The following is a 16,904-nucleotide window of genomic DNA, read 5'->3' on the forward strand; positions in this document are numbered from 1 at the left end:
CGGGCCAGCCGTCCTTCGTCCACCAGCGTGCCCAGGGCGGCGGAGAGGAACGGACCGCCCTGCGTACGAATGGCCACCGTTGGAGGCGGGGCGACACGCACCGCAAACCAGCGCGTGTCATCGGCGCGGAGTTCGTCGGCATCGAGTTCGACGCTGCCACGAATCCAGCCATTGCTGCTGCTGGCCAGACGCTGTGTCGCACGCGACGGCGCCTGGCTGGTCGCCGCCGGCAGTACGCCACGAGCGACGGTGCGTCCGTCGAGCGAAAGGCGCCAGGCCGCTGAATCGGGAGATACGATGGCGAGTGTGACGTCACCGCCCGGTGTCCAACGAACAGGCATCGGGTCGGCCGCAACGATGGCACGATTGCGCACGTTGGCGGCGCCGTGCTGCAGCAGCACGACCGGAATGTCACCGGCGTCCACGAGACTGTCGCCGCGGAACGCCGACTGCTGGCCATCGCTCACCATCGCGACCACCGGTGTGCGGGGCGCACCGCTGCGAGCAAGGCCCAGGGCGCGTTGAGTGGCGACCGCGAGGTCACCACGACCGCCGAGCGGCGTGATGGTATTGAGCGACTGCTGCAGCGTGGCCGGTGCGCCGCCGATCACACGACCATCAGCGGTGACAATCCATGCGCGGTCCTCTCCGCTGAGCTGCGTGAGCAGCGCGCGCACGTCAGACCGTAATGAGTCGAAGAGCACCCGGCCATCGCGGGCCACGCCGGTGCTCATGGAGTTGTCGAGCACCACGGCCAGCGCGATGGGGGCATGCCCCACACCGAACAGTCGGGCAATGGGGCGCGCCGCAGCCAATGCAAGGGCGATCACGGCCAGGATGCGGAGCAGCAGCAACATCCGGTTGCGCAGCTTCAGCTCACGGCTGTGCTCCTGCTCCATGCGCGCCAGGTAGCGCACAGCGGGAAAGTCGACCGTGCGACCGATCTTCCGGCGCAGCAGGTGCACGAGCAACGGCACACCCGCCAAGGCGGCGAGTGCGAGAAAGGCAGGAGCGAGAAACGCCATCAGCGGCTGCTATGCAAGCGATGCATCGGACACCGGAGGCACGGGAAGAGGATGAGCGACCGCGAATACTGCCCGAACGACATACCGTCGGGCAAGGCGAGCCGCAGAGATACCGACGGGCCTCGAGGGCTCAGGGACGGGTCCAAATGACTATGGCGCCACAGAGCCCATCCGTGGGAAACTCCGGCGGGACTTCTCCCGGCACCGCGTAGATCTCCATTGCGCGAACCGCGGCAATATCCACGAACGCGTCGAGGTCTCGGGTCCTGATCAACCACGGTTCACCGTCCACGAACACCGTGGGTTCGCAGGGCCTCCGGTCCGAGCTCCGCATCATGATCGTGGGCCCGAAGGAGCCCGTGGGGAGCACCCGGACGCCCAGTTGCAGTCTCATCAGATCTGCCACGACCCATGGCTGTCGTCGCTGGATCGTCTCCTCGTCGAGAAAGACTGCCGCCGGCCGACGCTGGCGCCGAGTTTCGAAACCGGCATACGAGCGCCTGGCGGTGATACTCACTGCGGACAGCACGGGAGCAGCCCTCTGCAACTCGAAGACCGTGGGTCGGGTGGTATCGCCCACGAGGTCCACGACTACGCGACGGGGCAGATAGCCCAGAGCGCGCACCTCGATCGATTGTGTGCCTCCGGGAAGCCCGTCGAGCACGAATGCACCTTCGGGATTGGTGAGGGTCTCCTTCCGTCGATCATTCGTCGCGACACGGGCTCTGGCCACAGGTGCTCCTGCGCTGTCGCGGACACTTCCCGTCAGACGCAGACGCGGGCCGACCTCGGATTGTCCGATCACGATATCCCGCACCAAGACACCATGCGATGGTACCGTGAGATCTACGGCCGCCGAGGAGTCTCTGCCCATCCACGCCTGCACGGCGACGACGCCGTCCATTGGGAGCCCGCATATGACGAACGCGGATGGCGTCTCGAATCGGGCTACTGACGAATCTTCCGCGATGTGTACACCGGTCTCTTCGATTCGCAGTTGGCCCCAGGAGGCCCGAACGCGCTTCAGGACTCCACCGCCACTCATAGTCGCAAGGGCATTCCCCTGCCCGCGCAGGCGTCCGATCATGAGGCCAGCACGCGCTGAGTCTGGGGTGCCGTCGCAGAAAATCTCGACGAGTGCCCGTGCTCGCGGTGTGAAAAACCTGGTCTCAGGAAGTGCGCTCCCCTCGGGCACCTCGATGGCCTGCACGAATTGAGGGAGTAGCCGCGAATCGAGACGGGGATGTTCGAAACCGATCATGTACTGTCCCGCTGGCACACTATCAAAGTGGAAACGTCCAGCCTGATCCGTTCGCGCTGTTCGCAGGTGAGACGGATTCGTCACCGCGACGAGTTCCACCGAGGCCTCATTGAGCGGTTGTTCGGTCAAGCCGTCGATGACCACACCAGCCACGGCAGACGTGGGAGCTCGCGCGACTTCGGGATGCCGTTCCTGCATTTGCGCAGCAGCCGGTATCAAACCGACCAACACACAGGTGCGGACGACACGCATTCGCAAGCTCATCAGAATGGCATTGAGGGCGACGACCTATGATCGAACGATTGCGTTCAGGACGCAGTGTTTCCTTCTCCGAAGTCCACTGAGTCTTCGGCGCTAAACCATCGCTCCGCGGCCATTCACACCAACCAGATGCCGCAGGGCACGTCCAAACGGTTCGTCCGTGTACGCCAGCGCATAGCGCGCACCGGCGCGGCCGAGTGCCTGCCGCCACTCAGCCAACGCTTCCTGCACCGTCGTCTGATAGGTATGCCGTACGTCGCCGGGTGAGGCGGGGACTTCTGCCCGCGTTTCCGGATCGCGATAGCGCGCCTCGCCGGAGTCGGGAAAGTCGCGTTCGGCCGGGTCCATGACATGCAGCACCAGTACCTCGTGGCCACGGGCACGCAGCGTACGTGCGGCATCCGCCACAGGCGCCGAGTCGGTGAGCAGGTCGGATAGCAGTACCACAAAACCCGGGCGCCGCACCAGCTTGCCGGCCTGCAGGAGCGCTGGTGCCACCTGCGAATCGGCACCGCCGCCCGGCTCCGTGAACGCCGCCATCAACCGACGCCACTGCGTGCGCGCCGAACGAGGGGGCACCACATCCCGCAGTCCCGCGTCGAAGCGCACCAGCCCGACCGCGTCACGCTGGCGGAGCAACAGCAGCGCCATCGCCGAGGCCAGCCGCTCCGCATACGCCAGCTTGGTCAGGCGCGACGGGTCACCAGTCCACTGCATCGACGCTGACACGTCCAGCACGAGCATGGCCCGGGCGTTCGTCTCTTCCTCGAACTGCTTGATCACCCAGCGGTCAGCTCGGCCCGCGATACGCCAGTCGAGGTACCGCAAATCGTCGCCCGGCATATACGGGCGATGTTCGGCAAACTCCACCGAAAACCCCTTGCGCGGCGAACGATGGAGTCCGGTGATGAAGCCATCCACGACCCAGCGGGACACCAGTTCCAGGTGGCCGAGGGCGGCCAGCACGGCAGGATCGAGTTGGTCAGCACGGGGTTGGCTCATGACCGTAGGATACGCGCAGGTCACCGGTTTTGCGGCAGTCGATGTGACCAACCGCGCGGGAGATGGTCCAATTGACGGGTAAGCCCAAGGTCGTACATTGGCGCCAAGTGCAGTAACCGAGATCACTGTCCTGCAGCACTCCCCGCTCGTCTGCGGAGGTCTCCAATGGTCCAGTTGGGAAATTCCCTCAAAGGCCTCGGCCTATTGGCCGTCGGCCTATCGCTTGCCTCGGCCGCGGCGTCACCGGCACTCAATGCGCAGGTGCCAGCGATAACAGCAGCAAACCATGAACGCGCGGTGCCTCAGGTCCGGATCTACGGTGTGAACAGCGTGATGGCGCTGGCGCAGTGGCCTGGCATTTCCATGAAGGTGAATGAGGAGTCGCATGTGGTCATGTTCGCGGTCACCCGCGGACGCCAGGATGTCCCGATTCAGGTGCTCTCGCCACGCCGGCCCGGGCTCGACACCCGCATCCGTTCGGGTCGAAGCATCCTGGCCCGGGAGTTAGGGCGACGGGAGCTCTTTCACCTGGTGAACTTCGGTGAGGCCCCGCTGGTCGTCGCCTTCGCCTCACGTTCCAAGCCGAATCTGGATCAGTTCCGTTTTGGTCCGCAGTGGGCCGACGACCTCCTGCTCGACACCCTGGTCACGAGCCAGGAAGAGATGCTCGATGTACTGGGGAAGTCTGTCTTCGGCCCGGATGCGGAATTCTCCGTAGCGGTCGCCACCGCACCCGATCCGATACCCGTCAGTCAGTTCGCTGAGTCCTGGTACTTCGACAATGCCTGCTCGGGCCGTTCGAGCTACTACCGACGCATCGCGACCCTTGGCTGGTTCGGGGGGACCATATTCAGCGACTATGATGCGGTGCGGGACGCGTTCGGGTTCTCGCTATACGGATGGTCGCCGTTTTCCTTCGGGCTGGGCGGCATGGGCCTGGGAGTTCCGGCGATGTTCTACGGCTCGATGTTCTCGCTCGTCGGGCCATACCTCCGCGACAATCCGCGGTGTGGCGACTATCGCATCGCGTGGTGGCCCGGCCTTTTGCCTCGCCCCCGTCCGGGCACGCCCGCTGACACCACGCCGGTCGACTCTGCGCAGACACCGAAGCCGCCCACACCGGCCACTCGGTTGGGCACAGACGACTTCGGGGGCACCGGATCATCAGCGCCCTCACCTGCGTTTGAGCCCTCCGCATGGCGACGGGGAGAAACGGGCAGCGAACGACGCTTCCCGTCGGTCGTGGCCGACGAACGGCCGTGGAACAAGACGCGTGCGCTGCCCGGCTCCACCACCGTCGACGCAGCGGGAGACGCCGCTCTGCGGGAGGCCCGGCGCCGCGATGAGGAGCGGCGGTATGAGCGGTCGGGCTGGAACCGGAACCGTGCCATCACCGAGAACGGGAACCGCGCCCAGTCGGCGGGAAACTCCTCGGACGGATCATCAGCGCGCGGCGCCTCGCCAACGCGCGGCCGAGAGTTCCCGACCGGAAACCCGGCCAGGTCAGGCCCTGCGGTAGCGCCCAAGGACGAAGCGCCACGCCCTGCACCCGCTCCTCGCAGCGATGGCTCCATCATCCCGGTTTCCCCGCCCGACCAGCGCGGGACCGGTACGCCCTGAGCGGCTCCAAATGTCCGGCATTGACGAACCGCCCCACCCACCCGGTGGGGCGGTTCGTATTTGAGCCGTGATTCCCAATCGGCGGCCCGGGTCGATTAGCTTTCAAGGCTGTCCTTCCGTTCCCTATCAGCCGGACCTCCGTTGCATCTCAGTCACATCCGCAACTTCTGCATCGTCGCGCACATCGATCACGGCAAGTCCACGCTGGCGGACCGGCTGATCGAGAAGACGGGCACGTTGCAGAAGCGAGAAATGAAATCGCAGGTGCTCGACACGCTCGACCTCGAGCGTGAGCGCGGCATCACGATCAAGCTGAACGCTGTGCGCATGAGCTACGCGGCCGGCGATGGGCAGTCGTACGAGCTCAATCTCATCGACACGCCGGGGCACGTCGACTTCACCTACGAAGTCTCGCGCTCACTCGCCGCCTGCGAAGGCGCGATCCTGGTGGTCGATGCGTCACAAGGCATTCAGGCCCAGACACTGTCGAACCTGTTCCTCGCGATGGACGCCGGGCTCGAGATCATCCCGGTGCTCAACAAGATCGACTTGCCGGGTGCCGAACCGGAACGCCGCCGTCAGGAAGTGGTCGACCTGATTGGCTGCCTGCCGGAAGACGTGCTGTGCGTGAGCGGCAAGGAAGGTACCGGTGTGCCGGAGCTACTCGAGGAAATCGTGAAGCGTGTGCCGCCGCCGAAAGGTGAGCTCGACGGCCCACTCCGTGCGCTGATCTTCGACTCGTACTACGACAAGTATCGCGGCGCCATTCCCAGCGTGCGCGTGGTCGATGGTGAGCTCCGCAAGGGCATGAAGATCACCTTCGGCGCGTCGGACAACGTCTACGAAATCGCCGAAGTGGGGTACTTGCAGCTGCGTCAGGTGCCCACTGATGTGCTGCGCGCCGGTGAAGTGGGCTACGTGCTCGCTGCCGTGCGTTCGGTCCGCGAAACGCGCGCTGGCGACACGATCTTCGACAAGGACAACCGCGCCGCCGAAGCCCTGCCTGGCTATCAGGAAGTGAAGTCCTTCGTGTTCGCGGGTATCTACCCGACCGACACGACGCAGTACGAAACGCTGCGTGATGCGCTCGAGAAGATGAAGCTCAACGACGCCTCATTGCAGTACGAGCCCGAGACGTCGACCGCGCTGGGCTTCGGCTTCCGATGCGGCTTCCTCGGCCTGCTGCACATGGAAATCGTGCAGGAGCGTCTCGAACGTGAGTACGACCTCGATCTCGTCACCACGGTGCCGAGCGTGGAGTACCACGTGACCAAGACGGATGGCACGGAGATGCTGGTCGAAAACCCGGCACTCATGCCGGCGGCTGTCGTCATCGACGACGTGCAGGAACCGTACGTGCGTGCCCGTATCATGTGCCCGGCCGAGTACATCGGCCCCATCATGACGCTCGGGATGGAGCGTCGCGGCATCTACAAGAACACGCGCTTCCTCGACACGGTGCGCGTGGAGCTCGACTGGGAATTCCCCCTCGGCGAGATCATTCTCGACTTCTTCGACAAGATGAAGACGGTGAGCCGCGGGTATGCCTCGCTCGACTACGAGATGCTGGAGTATCGCTCCAGTGACCTCGTGCGCCTCGACATGCTCATCAACGGCGACGCGATCGACGCGTTCTCCGTGATCGTGCACAAGGACAAGGCGTACGAGTGGGGCCGCAAGGTGGCGGAGAAGCTCAAGGAACTCATTCCGCGCCAGCTGTTCGAAGTGGCCATTCAGGCGACCATCGGCCAGAAGGTCATCGCGCGAGAGACCGTGAAGCCGCTTCGCAAGGACGTGCTCGCGAAGTGCTACGGCGGTGACATCTCCCGGAAGCGGAAGCTCCTCGAGAAGCAGAAGGAAGGTAAGAAGCGCATGAAGCAGGTCGGCAGCGTCGAGATCCCGCAGGAGGCCTTCCTGGCCGTGCTGCAGGTCGACTAGTCGCGCACGAGGTCACCCCCGTGGTCAGCGCGGTGCTGCAGACCAGCTTTCTGGGAGACATGGTCCTCACGACGCCATTGCTGGAGCGATTGGCGCGTGAGGGCCCGGTGCATGTGGTGGCCACACCGGCCAATGCCGGTGTGCTGGCCCATCATCCGGCCGTGGCCAGTGTCATCGTGTTCGACAAGCGCCGGAGCGATGCCGGGTGGCGGGGATTCAATCGGGTAGCCGCCCGCCTTCGCGAGACCGGCGCCACCCGCGCGTATCTGGCGCAGGGTTCCATGCGCACCGCGGCCCTGGCGTGGTACGCGCGCATACCGGAGCGCATCGGTTTCGGCCGATCCGCGGGACGCCTGCTGTATTCGAAGCGCGTGCACTATCGCGCCGACTGGCATCACGCGGCGCGGTTGTGGTCGCTCGCCTCCCAGACGGATGCAGCGCCGGGCGAGCGTGCGCCGTCGTTGCGTCCGAGTCTGTATCCGGGTGCTGACGATCAGGCGCACGTGCACGCGCTGCTGAGCGGTGAAGGCATTGCCGAGGACATGCCGCTCATTGCGCTCGCACCGGGCAGTGTCTGGGCCACCAAACGCTGGCCGCACTACCCTGCGCTCGCTGCGGCACTGCTCGAGGAAGCCGCAGCGCACCACTCCCTGACCGGTGCCAGACTGGTGGTCATTGGTGCGGCCACTGATGCGCCGCTCGCCGCAGCCATTGCCGATCGTGTGAAGGCATCGGGAGCGCATCACACGGCGGTGGTCGACGCGACGGGCAAGTTGTCGCTGCTCGGTTCCGCCGCCCTGCTCTCCCGTTGCCGGCTGCTGGTGACGAACGACTCTGCGCCGCTGCACCTCGCCTCCGCGATGAACACGCCCACCGTGGCGTTGTTCGGCCCGACGGTACCCTCGCTGGGTTTTGGGCCGCTGGCTGAACGACAGGCCGTGATGGGCATGGAGCTCGCCTGCCGGCCCTGCCACGCCCATGGACCGCAGCAGTGCCCGCTGGTGCACTGGAACTGCATGCGGACCATGACGGCCGAACAGGTGGCGCGGCAAGCGGCCGGACTGGCCTAAGCAGCGCTGACTCGGTTCGCGGCGATTATCTTTCCGGCTCATGGCTGACTCCCTCCCCGCAGTGCCCGCGCAGTACGCCGTCGGCGTCGACCTGGGTGGCACGAACATCGTGGTCGGCGCGATGGCGCTCGACGGTTCCAAGCTGCATGGCTTGCAGTCCGCACCGACCTTGGCCGGCGAGGGCGCCGATGCCGTGATCGCGCGCATGGCCCGCATGGTGAACGAAACGATCGATGCCACCATGCAGGAGACTGGGGCGTCGCGCGAAGCGTTCATTGGCGTCGGTGTCGGCGCGCCGGGCACAGTGGATCGCATGAGTGGACGCGTGCTCAAGGCGCCCAACCTCGACTGGCACAATCGCGAGTTGGCGGTGCCGATGTCGCAGTTGACGGGGCTGCCCGTGCAAGTGGACAACGATGCCAATTGCGCGACCTATGGCGAGTGGTGGCTCGGGGCAGCGCGCGGTGGGGTGAATGTCATCGGCGTGACCATCGGCACCGGCGTGGGCGGTGGCATCATCGTCGATCGAAAGGTCTATCACGGATCGAGCGATGCCGCGGGCGAAATCGGGCACACGACGATCGATCTCAACGGCCGTCGCTGTGGTTGTGGCAATTACGGCTGCCTCGAGGCGTATGCGTCCGGTAGCGCCATTGCAGGGCGAGCCCGCGAAGCGCTCGCCAACGAGGAATCGTCCATGCTGCGCACGATGGTCGATGGTGACCTCACGCGCATCACCGCCGCGGTGGTGTACGACGCCGCCGGTCAGGGTGATGCGGTGGCCCTGGAGATCGTGCGCGATACGGCGCGCGTGCTGGGAGCCGGTCTGGCCAATCTGCTCAACATCTTCAATCCCGATGTGGTGGTGATTGCCGGCGGCGTCACGCAGGCCGGTGACGCGCTGTTCGAGCCGCTGCGCAAGGAAGTGCGCCGACGCGCCTTCAAGAGTGTGTCTGAACGCTGTCACATTGTGCCTGGCACATTGCCCGGCACCGCTGGCGTGGTGGGAGCGGTGGCCGCCTTCATCGCCCAGTCCACCGGCCAGCCGCCGGCCTGACGTCACCTGGCGTCGTGAGCCTGCGCTCCGCGCCAGACATCATGCAGCACGTCTCCTGAGCCAACCGGAAATTCCATGAGTGGTGGCAAACAACGCCTGGGCGTGATCGGCTCATTCGTTTGGGATGTGCTGCACGGCCGAGACGGTCGCAGTGTCCCCATCGAAGAATGGGGTGGTATCACCTATTCTCTCTCGGCGCTTGACGCCGCGTTGACGGACGAATGGGAGATTGTGCCTATCGCCAAGGTCGGCTACGACCTGGTCGATCGCGCGCGCGTGTTCTGTCGTTCGTTGCGGCGCATGGCGCCGGACATCGAGCTGATCGGCGTCCCGTATCCGAACAACCGTGTAGAGCTGCGCTATCTCGACGACGAGCGGCGTAGCGAGCACCTGACCGGGGGTGTGCCGGGGTGGACCTGGCTGGGACTCAAGCCAGTGCTGGAGGCTGCGCGCGTCGATGCTTTATATGTGAACCTGCTGAGTGGATGGGAGCTGGATCTCGAAACGATGCAGTTCATTCGCGCGCACTTCCGTGGTCCCATCTACTGCGACCTGCACATGCTGGTCATGGCCGTGCAGGCGGACGGCCTGCGTGTGCCGCGTCCGCTGCCGAATGTGGCCGAGTGGTGTGCCTGTTTCGACGTGCTGCAGGTGAACGAAGACGAAATGGCGCTGATGGCGCCGGACTCGATGGCCCTGGCCGCAACGGCCCTTGCGGCGGGCGTGTCACTGCTGTGTGTGACACTGGGCAAGCGCGGTGCGGCGTACTTCGCGGCTCCCGGTTTCGATCGACTGTCCCAACTCCCCACTCGCAGAGGTCACAACGTTGCGCTCTCCACATCGCCACGTGGCGGATCCGGGGCGTTTGGGGCAGTGCGCACGGCGCTGGTGCCGGCGGATGTTCCGCGTGTCGACGGGCCCGGAGATCCCACCGGTTGTGGTGATGTCTGGGGCGCAACCCATTTCTCACGGCTGCTTGCGGGTGATATGTTCACAGAGGCGATGGCAGCCGCACATCGGGCCGCAGCGCGCAACGTCGAACATCGCGGAGCCACGGGGCTCGCGAATCATCTTCGCGGAGAACTCAGCACCACGTGACCATCGTCATCAGCGTGCCGCAGTCACTCGACGAGCAGACGTTCGAGCAGGTCATCGAACAGCTTGCGCCGGTGCCTGAGGGTGAGAAGATCCTGGTCGACGCACGGCATGCGCGTTGGGCTTCGCCATACGGGCTGACCGCCCTCCTGTGCGTGGCACAGTCGCGCGGCGAGCGTATGAGCTTCGCGGTGCCGGAAACGGCGGACACGCTGTCGTATTGGTCACGCACGGGTTTCTTCCGTTATGCGGCAGAGTTGTACGACCTGCACGGTGCGGTGCCGCGCGAGCGGGAAGCACACGAAAGTGATGTGCTGCTGGAGATCACGCCGATCACCGCCACCGAAGACGTGCATGGTGTGGTGGGTCGCATCCACCAGAAAGCCGCCGACATCCTGCATGGGCAGCTCAACCTGGAGTCGGCGGCCACGGGCGCCTTCGGCATGACGCTGAGCGAGGCGTGTCAGAACATCGTGGAGCACGCGGAGCTGGGCGGCTGGGTCGCAGTGCAGACGTACAAGTACACGCGCCGCCTGGGCCGCCGCGTGGTGGTGATCGCCGTGTGCGACGCCGGGATTGGTTTCCGGAAGTCGCTCGAGAGCTCGCCGACGCATCGGGTCAACGACCGATGGGACGACGCCATGGCGCTCGAGGACGCCGTACTGCGCGCCGTGAGCCGCCATCGGTTCCGCGACAACGGGCGTGGTCAGGGTATTGCTGGTATCCGTCGCTTCATCAGCCGGTGGAACGGGAAGCTCACCGTGCGCAGTGGCACGGCCCGCATTGCGATCACGCCCGACTGGGACGAGGACATGCCGCTCACGGAGGCACTGCCCTATTTCCCCGGTTCGCAGATGCAGGTGATCGTACCGGAGCGTCTGGCCGACCCCTCTGATGCATCGCGTGGCGCGAGCCGTGCGTCCACCGCGCCACGGGCGCGCGGCCGGAGCGCCCGATGAACGCCCATATCGATGTGGGCACGGTGCTGCGTGGCACGGTGTGCGACCTGTACTCCAATCTGGTCACCCGCCCCACCGGTGCGGCCGTGCGTTCCGCCATCGAACAGCAGGTGAGTGAACAGCCTCGTCCAGCCGTCACCACCATCGACTTCTCGCAGGTCAACCTGCTGGATTTCTCCTGCGCGGACGAGATCGTCGCCAAGCTGTTGCTGCGCTTCACGCGCGACGAGGATCAGTCCGGCTACCTCACCTTCCGCGGCATCCACGACGGTCACATCGATCCCATCGAAACGGTGCTGGAACGACATGCCCTCGCACTGGTGTCGTGGCACGAAGGCGAAGCCGAACTCTTCGGCCATGTGGAAGATGTGGAACGCGCGCATTGGGACGTGGTATGTGACCATGGGCCCGTCACTGCCGACGACGTGGCCCGTACGCTGCGTGTCGATGTCGTGGCGGCGCAGGTACAGCTCGATCTGCTGGTTCGTCGGCGGCTGCTGATGCGAGAAGAAGACCGCTACGCCGTGCCGGGCACGGTGCGAGGCACCCCATGAAGGACCCGAAGGACCCAAAAGACCGACGTCTCGGTGGCCGGAAGCTGAGCATGTTCAGCGGCTTCTCCCCTCCGCTGCAGGTCGTCGGCTACATCGCGACCAAGCTGCGTGACGAAGTGCGTGGCCCGATGGTGCGCATGCGTCCCGATGATGCCGTGGTACGCCTCGTGAGCGAAGGAGAGCTCGTGCGGGTGGTCTCCGAGCGGCGTTCGGAACTCGCAGTGCTGGAACTGGACGAAACGCTCCCCCGCGGCGGCGTCGTGCTGCGCGATGTGGCGGGGGCCGCCTTGTCCGAGGTGATCCGCATCGTCCGCATCGACACCGATGCCCGTCCAGCATCGGCGCCTGATCGTGCTTGACCGTGCGTGATTCCCTGTCGCACCGCCTCGCGGAACTGGAGGGCGCGGAAGCAGCTCTCGTTCTGGCGAGTGGCATGGCGGCGACGACCTGTTCCATTCTTGCCCTGCTGCGTCCTGGCGACCACCTGCTCGCGAGTAGCCTCATTCGCGAAAGCACCCGCACGTTGTTGCAGCAGGAGCTGCCGGCACTGGGCGTGGCGGTGTCCTTCATCGACCCACGCGACACGCGAGGCTGGCGCCGAGGGCTCGAGCGCACCACGCGGGTCTTGTTGCTCGAAACGCCGTCGATGGAAGACGCGCAGGTGGTGGACTGCAAGCCGCCGCGCATGCTCGCCCGTGAGCTGGGCATTGCGCTGCTGGTGGACAGCACGGCCGCTTCTCCGGTGCTCTTCCGGCCCCTCGATCATGGTGCCGACGTGGTCATTCACGACGCGGCGTTCCTGCTCGATGGAGCGGGAGGCAATGCCGCGGGTGTGGTGTGCGGGTCGGAGGGCGTGATCGAGGAAGTGCGCGCCAAGATGCTGATGTGGGGTGCCGTGCCGCATCCCGCCGCATTGGCCCAGCTCGATCGCGAACTGGACACACTCGAAGTGCGTGTCCAGCGTCAAAGCGCGTCGACGGCCACACTGGCGGCATGGGCCGCTTCACAGTCGTCGGTGCAGCGCGTTGATGCGCCGCTCCACCACGACAGCAACGTCACGCGCGCCGGCAGCACCACGCTGGTCCTGAGGCTCGATTCAGTGGCCCGTGCGACCCGCTGCCTCGATGTACTCATCGGCCACGAACCCACACCCACCAGCGCCTGGCGCGGTACGCACAGCACCCACGCGGTGCGCGCAGCGGAAGCGTCGGCGATCAGGTTGTACGTGGGGCTCGAAGCACCGGAACTGCTCATGGAACGTCTTGCAGAGGCATTGTCGTAGTGTCGGATCTGTCGGCATCGGGCATCGTGCGCGTCTCCAACGCGTCCAAGGACTATCGATCGGGCTCCGCACTGCGCGGCGTGTCGTTCGAGCTGCGCAAGGGAGAATTCGTCTTCCTCGTGGGGCACAGCGGCGCAGGCAAGAGCACGCTGCTCAAGCTGCTGTCGATGGCCGAACGTCCCTCGCTCGGCGAGGTACGCGTGTCCGGCTACTCGAGTTCGACGATCAAGCCCCGCGAGATTCCACAGCTGCGCCGCCGCCTGGGCATCGTTTTCCAGGACTTCCGCCTGCTGCCCGATCGCACCGCCGAGCAGAACGTGGCCTTTGCGCTCGAAGTCACCGGTTCACCGCACGCGCAGATTGCGCCGAAGGTGGCACGCCTGCTGACGCAGGTTGGACTGGCGTCCAAAGCGACGGCCTATCCGCACGAATTGTCTGGTGGTGAACAGCAGCGCGTAGCCATCGCCCGCGCACTGGCCAACGATCCGTTCCTGCTCCTGGCCGACGAGCCCACCGGCAATCTCGACGACCGGGCCACGCACGCGATCTTCCTGCTGCTTCGCGAGATCAACGCACGGGGAACAGCGGTGCTCATGGCCACGCACGATGTGGGCATGATCCAGCGCTCCAACCTGCGATTCCTCGAACTCGACAAAGGCGAGCTGGTGTTCGACGGCACCGACACAGCGCGTCTTCTGGCCGACATGCGGGGACGGCGATGAGGCTGGCACTGCGGGAAGTCCTGCTGGCGTTTCGCCGCGCCCCTTTGTTGGCCGTGCTGGGGGTGATCACGATCGCCTTCTCGCTCTTCGCCTTCGGGCTGTTTGGGCTCGTGGCGATCAACATCCGTTCGGCGCTGCGTGACATCGAGGACCGCGTGGAGATCCGCGCCTTCCTGGTGGACGGCGCGCGCGATGCGCAGGTGGAAGAACTCATTCGCGGGATCGTGAACTTCCCCGAAGTCGCCGATGTGGGCTACGTCTCGCCCGACTCGGCGCTCCAACGCGCCCGCGCGGAACTCGATGAGTTCCGTGATGTCATGGAAGGCACGTTCCTTCCCGGTTCCGTGGAGCTACGCCTCAAGGAAGGGTTCCGCGATCCGGATCGCGTGCAGCAGCTCTCGCGCAAGCTCGAGACCTTTGCGGTGGTCGATGAAGTGCGCTACGGCCGCGAATGGGTGGAGAAGCTCTATCGCATCCGCAACATCGCTGGACTCGCCGGATCCGTGCTTGGCGCGGTGTTCGCGATGGTGGCCATCATCATCATCGGTTCGACCATCCGCATGGCCATCCTCGCGCGCACACGTGAGATCGAGATCATGCGCCTGGTAGGTGCCACCAACTGGTTCGTGCGCCTGCCCTACCTGCTCGACGGCACGATCAAGGGATTGCTGGGCGGCGCGTTGGCCGTGTTGATGGCGTGGGGCACGGCCACCATGGTGTCGCGCAATCTCATGGCCACCACGTTCTTCACTGGCGAGCAGGTGATGCTGGGCGTGCTGGCTGGCGGCATGCTCGGCCTCGTCGGCAGTTGGCTTTCGGTAGGTCGTCACCTGCGTCAGGTGTGGCGCGAGCCCTGATGAACGCCATGATGCCGAGGCTCCTGGTCGGCATCTTCGCGTTGCTCGCCCCGATTGCGGGCGCCGACGCGCAGGCCGCAGGCGCACAGCCGCCACAGAGCGCCGACCAGCGACTGCGCCAGCAACAGCAGGAGCTGGACAAGTTGCGGCGTGAGCGCGGTGATCTGGAAGCACGCATGAACCAGTTGCAGCGTTCGGCGCGCACACTCACCGAAGAAGTCAACAACCTCGAGGCCCAGCGGCAGACCACGCGGCGGCTGGTGGACGCGCTGGATCGGCAGCTTGCCACGATCAACGACGAAGTGACCAAGGCGGGCTCCGGTCTCGTAAAAGCCGAAAAGGAGCTCGGCGACAAGCGCTCGGCCCTGCAGCGGCGCATGGTGGAGATCTACAAGCGCGGCAGCCTGTATGATGTGGAAGCCATGCTGTCAGCGCATTCCTTTGCCAGCCTGGTGGCCCGTTACAAGTACCTGCATGAACTGGCGCTGCGCGATCGCACACTGGTGCGACGCGTGGAAGGGTTGCGCGACCAGATCATCAATCAGCGCATGCTGCTGGTGCGATTGCAGGATGACGTGGAGCGCAACCGGCAGGAGAAGTCCCGCGAAGCCCGACGGCTCGCGGACCTCGAAACACGCCGTCAGCGCAACCTGAATCAGGTGCAGCAATCAGCGGCGCAGACCCGTGCCCGTCTGCAGCAGCTCACGCGAGACGAATCGCGCATCGCAGGCGCCATCGCAGCGCTTGAAACCGCGCGGCGCCGCGCCGAGATGGCGCCGAATGCACGGCCGGCTGCGCCATCGTCCATTCGTACGTCAGATCTCGGTAAGCTCGATTGGCCGGTGGACGGGACGATTCTCTATCGCTTCGGGCGCGTGGTGAATCCGAACAACACCACCACACGATGGAATGGCATCGGTATCGGGGCCAATACCGGTACCACGGTGAAGTCCATTTCATCCGGTGAGGTGGTACTGGCGGACAACGTGGGCACGTATGGCCCTACCGTCATCGTGCAGCACGGTGGTGGTGACTACTCGGTGTATGGCTCGTTGCAACGCATCGATGTGCGACGCGGGCAGCAGGTGACCAAGGGCCAGATCCTGGGCACCGTGGGTGACACGGACCCTGAACTGCCGCCACATCTGCACTTCGAGATCCGGCCCAAGGGGCGCGCAGTCGACCCACTCGAGTGGCTGCGCGGACAGCGTTGAGGCCGGAGTCGCTGCTTTGAAGCCCTCAACGAAGCCGGCGACAAAGCTCGCGGCCCGCAGAGCACCTGCCGGCAAGGCGCCACTGCTCGATGCACCGATCGTGCTCGACGGGGGTGATGCCGATCTGGATCGTGGGCCGCTGGGTGCGCACATGTCGGTGGCAGGCGGTTCGTGGGAAGCCGCCCCCCGGGCACGGGAAGTGAGCGCCACGGCCATGCAGATCTTCACCAAGCAGGCCAATCGCTGGGCGGAGCGCGAAGTGGAGCCTGGCGAGGCGATGAGATTTCGCGAGGCACTGAGCGCAACGCGCGTGCAGTGGTGCTGCGCGCATGACTCCTACCTGATCAACCTCGCGTCACCCGTGCCCGAACTGCGCGAGCGTTCGATTCAGAGCTTTCGCGCCGAACTGCGTCGGTGCCACGCCCTGGGGCTCGACGCACTGGTATCGCATCCCGGCAATTTCATCGATGTGCGGGAGGACGGCATCGCGCGCAACGCAGATGGCATCATCGAAGCGCTCGAGGCGGAGCCCGGTGATACGCGCCTGCTCATGGAGCTGACCGCCGGACAGGGCACCGTGCTGGGATCCACGTTCGAGGAGATGGCGGACCTGCTCTCGCGTATCCCGCCGGCGCTGCGGACGCGTATGGGTGTCTGTCTCGACACCGCGCATGTGTGGGCCGCGGGTTATGACCTCATCAATGCCTACGACGACATGTGGGCACGCTACGATGACGCGCTGGGAATGGCGTCACTCGGCTGCCTGCACCTGAATGACTCGAAGGCGCGGCTGGGCTCTCACCTCGACCGGCATGATCTCATTGGTGAAGGCAATCTTGGCGCTGACGTGTTTCGTCGCATCATGACCGACGAGCGACTGGCCCGCATTCCCAAGGTGCTCGAGACGCCCAAGGGCGACGCACCAGCGGAAACGGATGCGCGCATGCTGCATCGGCTGCGCGGCTACGCTGCCGGGCTATAAAACAC

Annotated in this window: 16 protein-coding genes; 13 read left to right on the forward strand and 3 right to left on the reverse strand. The window is 65.4% G+C overall.

Annotation, left to right across the window (positions count from 1 at the left end):
• The 3 genes from VGE27_RS05155 to VGE27_RS05165 form a co-directional block, all read right to left on the reverse strand.
• Positions 1-1,025: VWA domain-containing protein (locus VGE27_RS05155; protein ID WP_331048565.1), on the reverse strand; the 1,025-nt coding region annotated here is incomplete at its 3' end.
• Positions 1,026-1,155: 130 nt separating this feature from the next.
• A complete protein-coding gene (locus VGE27_RS05160; RefSeq protein WP_331048566.1) occupies positions 1,156-2,550 on the reverse strand; it encodes a carboxypeptidase-like regulatory domain-containing protein in 1,395 nt (464 codons plus the stop codon).
• 90 nt (positions 2,551-2,640) lie between these two features.
• The gene (locus VGE27_RS05165) at positions 2,641-3,549 is read right to left on the reverse strand and encodes a DUF58 domain-containing protein (protein ID WP_331048567.1); all 909 of its coding nucleotides are present in this window, start codon (positions 3,547-3,549) and stop codon (positions 2,641-2,643) included.
• 165 nt (positions 3,550-3,714) lie between these two features.
• On the opposite strand from VGE27_RS05165, the gene VGE27_RS05170 reads away from it, so the two are divergent.
• The 13 genes from VGE27_RS05170 to VGE27_RS05230 all read left to right on the forward strand — a co-directional run bounded on the left by VGE27_RS05170 (position 3,715) and on the right by VGE27_RS05230 (position 16,899).
• The gene (locus VGE27_RS05170) at positions 3,715-5,169 is read left to right on the forward strand and encodes a hypothetical protein (protein WP_331048568.1); all 1,455 of its coding nucleotides are present in this window, start codon (positions 3,715-3,717) and stop codon (positions 5,167-5,169) included.
• Positions 5,170-5,310: 141 nt separating this feature from the next.
• Positions 5,311-7,107 carry a translation elongation factor 4 gene (gene lepA / locus VGE27_RS05175; protein WP_331048569.1) on the forward strand — a complete coding sequence of 599 codons (1,797 nt, stop codon included), beginning with the start codon at positions 5,311-5,313 and terminating at the stop codon, positions 7,105-7,107.
• 20 nt (positions 7,108-7,127) lie between these two features.
• The gene (waaF, locus tag VGE27_RS05180; RefSeq protein ID WP_331048570.1) at positions 7,128-8,177 is read left to right on the forward strand and encodes a lipopolysaccharide heptosyltransferase II; all 1,050 of its coding nucleotides are present in this window, start codon (positions 7,128-7,130) and stop codon (positions 8,175-8,177) included.
• Positions 8,178-8,217: 40 nt separating this feature from the next.
• Positions 8,218-9,234: an ROK family protein gene (locus VGE27_RS05185; protein WP_331048571.1), complete on the forward strand. Its 1,017-nt coding sequence runs from the start codon at positions 8,218-8,220 to the stop codon at positions 9,232-9,234.
• Between the two features lie 75 nt (positions 9,235-9,309).
• Positions 9,310-10,332 (forward strand): hypothetical protein, encoded by a 1,023-nt coding sequence (locus VGE27_RS05190; RefSeq protein WP_331048572.1) that lies wholly within the window; start codon positions 9,310-9,312, stop codon positions 10,330-10,332.
• Entirely contained in the window at positions 10,329-11,288 is a 960-nt protein-coding gene (locus VGE27_RS05195; RefSeq protein WP_331048573.1) for an ATP-binding protein, read from the forward strand. The genes VGE27_RS05190 and VGE27_RS05195 overlap by 4 nt, the downstream gene beginning before the upstream one ends.
• Positions 11,285-11,842: a hypothetical protein gene (locus VGE27_RS05200; protein ID WP_331048574.1), complete on the forward strand. Its 558-nt coding sequence runs from the start codon at positions 11,285-11,287 to the stop codon at positions 11,840-11,842. The genes VGE27_RS05195 and VGE27_RS05200 overlap by 4 nt, the downstream gene beginning before the upstream one ends.
• Positions 11,839-12,201 carry a hypothetical protein gene (locus VGE27_RS05205; protein WP_331048575.1) on the forward strand — a complete coding sequence of 121 codons (363 nt, stop codon included), beginning with the start codon at positions 11,839-11,841 and terminating at the stop codon, positions 12,199-12,201. The genes VGE27_RS05200 and VGE27_RS05205 overlap by 4 nt, the downstream gene beginning before the upstream one ends.
• Before the next feature lie 2 nt (positions 12,202-12,203).
• Positions 12,204-13,124 (forward strand): PLP-dependent transferase, encoded by a 921-nt coding sequence (locus VGE27_RS05210; RefSeq protein ID WP_331048576.1) that lies wholly within the window; start codon positions 12,204-12,206, stop codon positions 13,122-13,124.
• On the forward strand, positions 13,124-13,846 hold the full coding sequence (ftsE, locus tag VGE27_RS05215; RefSeq protein ID WP_331048577.1) for a cell division ATP-binding protein FtsE: 723 nt from the start codon (positions 13,124-13,126) through the stop codon (positions 13,844-13,846). Before VGE27_RS05210 ends, ftsE begins: the two co-directional genes overlap by 1 nt.
• A complete protein-coding gene (locus VGE27_RS05220; protein WP_331048578.1) occupies positions 13,843-14,703 on the forward strand; it encodes a cell division protein FtsX in 861 nt (286 codons plus the stop codon). The genes ftsE and VGE27_RS05220 overlap by 4 nt, the downstream gene beginning before the upstream one ends.
• A gap of 8 nt (positions 14,704-14,711) precedes the next feature.
• A complete protein-coding gene (locus tag VGE27_RS05225) occupies positions 14,712-15,917 on the forward strand; it encodes a murein hydrolase activator EnvC family protein (protein ID WP_331048579.1) in 1,206 nt (401 codons plus the stop codon).
• Positions 15,918-15,933: 16 nt separating this feature from the next.
• On the forward strand, positions 15,934-16,899 hold the full coding sequence (locus VGE27_RS05230; RefSeq protein ID WP_331048580.1) for a deoxyribonuclease IV: 966 nt from the start codon (positions 15,934-15,936) through the stop codon (positions 16,897-16,899).
• Positions 16,900-16,904 lie beyond the last annotated feature (5 nt).

It is taken from the genome of Gemmatimonas sp. (assembly GCF_036405635.1).
GTDB lineage: Bacteria > Gemmatimonadota > Gemmatimonadetes > Gemmatimonadales > Gemmatimonadaceae > Gemmatimonas.

Excerpts from the sequence above, each read along its gene's own strand:
- VGE27_RS05160 (WP_331048566.1), bottom strand. The coding sequence starts at position 2,550 with ATGAGCTTGCGAATGCGTGTCGTCCGCACCTGTGTGTTGGTCGGTTTG.
- VGE27_RS05165 (WP_331048567.1), bottom strand. The coding sequence starts at position 3,549 with ATGAGCCAACCCCGTGCTGACCAACTCGATCCTGCCGTGCTGGCCGCC.
- VGE27_RS05170 (WP_331048568.1), top strand. The coding sequence starts at position 3,715 with ATGGTCCAGTTGGGAAATTCCCTCAAAGGCCTCGGCCTATTGGCCGTC.
- VGE27_RS05185 (WP_331048571.1), top strand. The coding sequence starts at position 8,218 with ATGGCTGACTCCCTCCCCGCAGTGCCCGCGCAGTACGCCGTCGGCGTC.
- VGE27_RS05190 (WP_331048572.1), top strand. The coding sequence starts at position 9,310 with ATGAGTGGTGGCAAACAACGCCTGGGCGTGATCGGCTCATTCGTTTGG.
- VGE27_RS05200 (WP_331048574.1), top strand. The coding sequence starts at position 11,285 with ATGAACGCCCATATCGATGTGGGCACGGTGCTGCGTGGCACGGTGTGC.
- VGE27_RS05205 (WP_331048575.1), top strand. The coding sequence starts at position 11,839 with ATGAAGGACCCGAAGGACCCAAAAGACCGACGTCTCGGTGGCCGGAAG.
- VGE27_RS05220 (WP_331048578.1), top strand. The coding sequence starts at position 13,843 with ATGAGGCTGGCACTGCGGGAAGTCCTGCTGGCGTTTCGCCGCGCCCCT.
- VGE27_RS05225 (WP_331048579.1), top strand. The coding sequence starts at position 14,712 with ATGATGCCGAGGCTCCTGGTCGGCATCTTCGCGTTGCTCGCCCCGATT.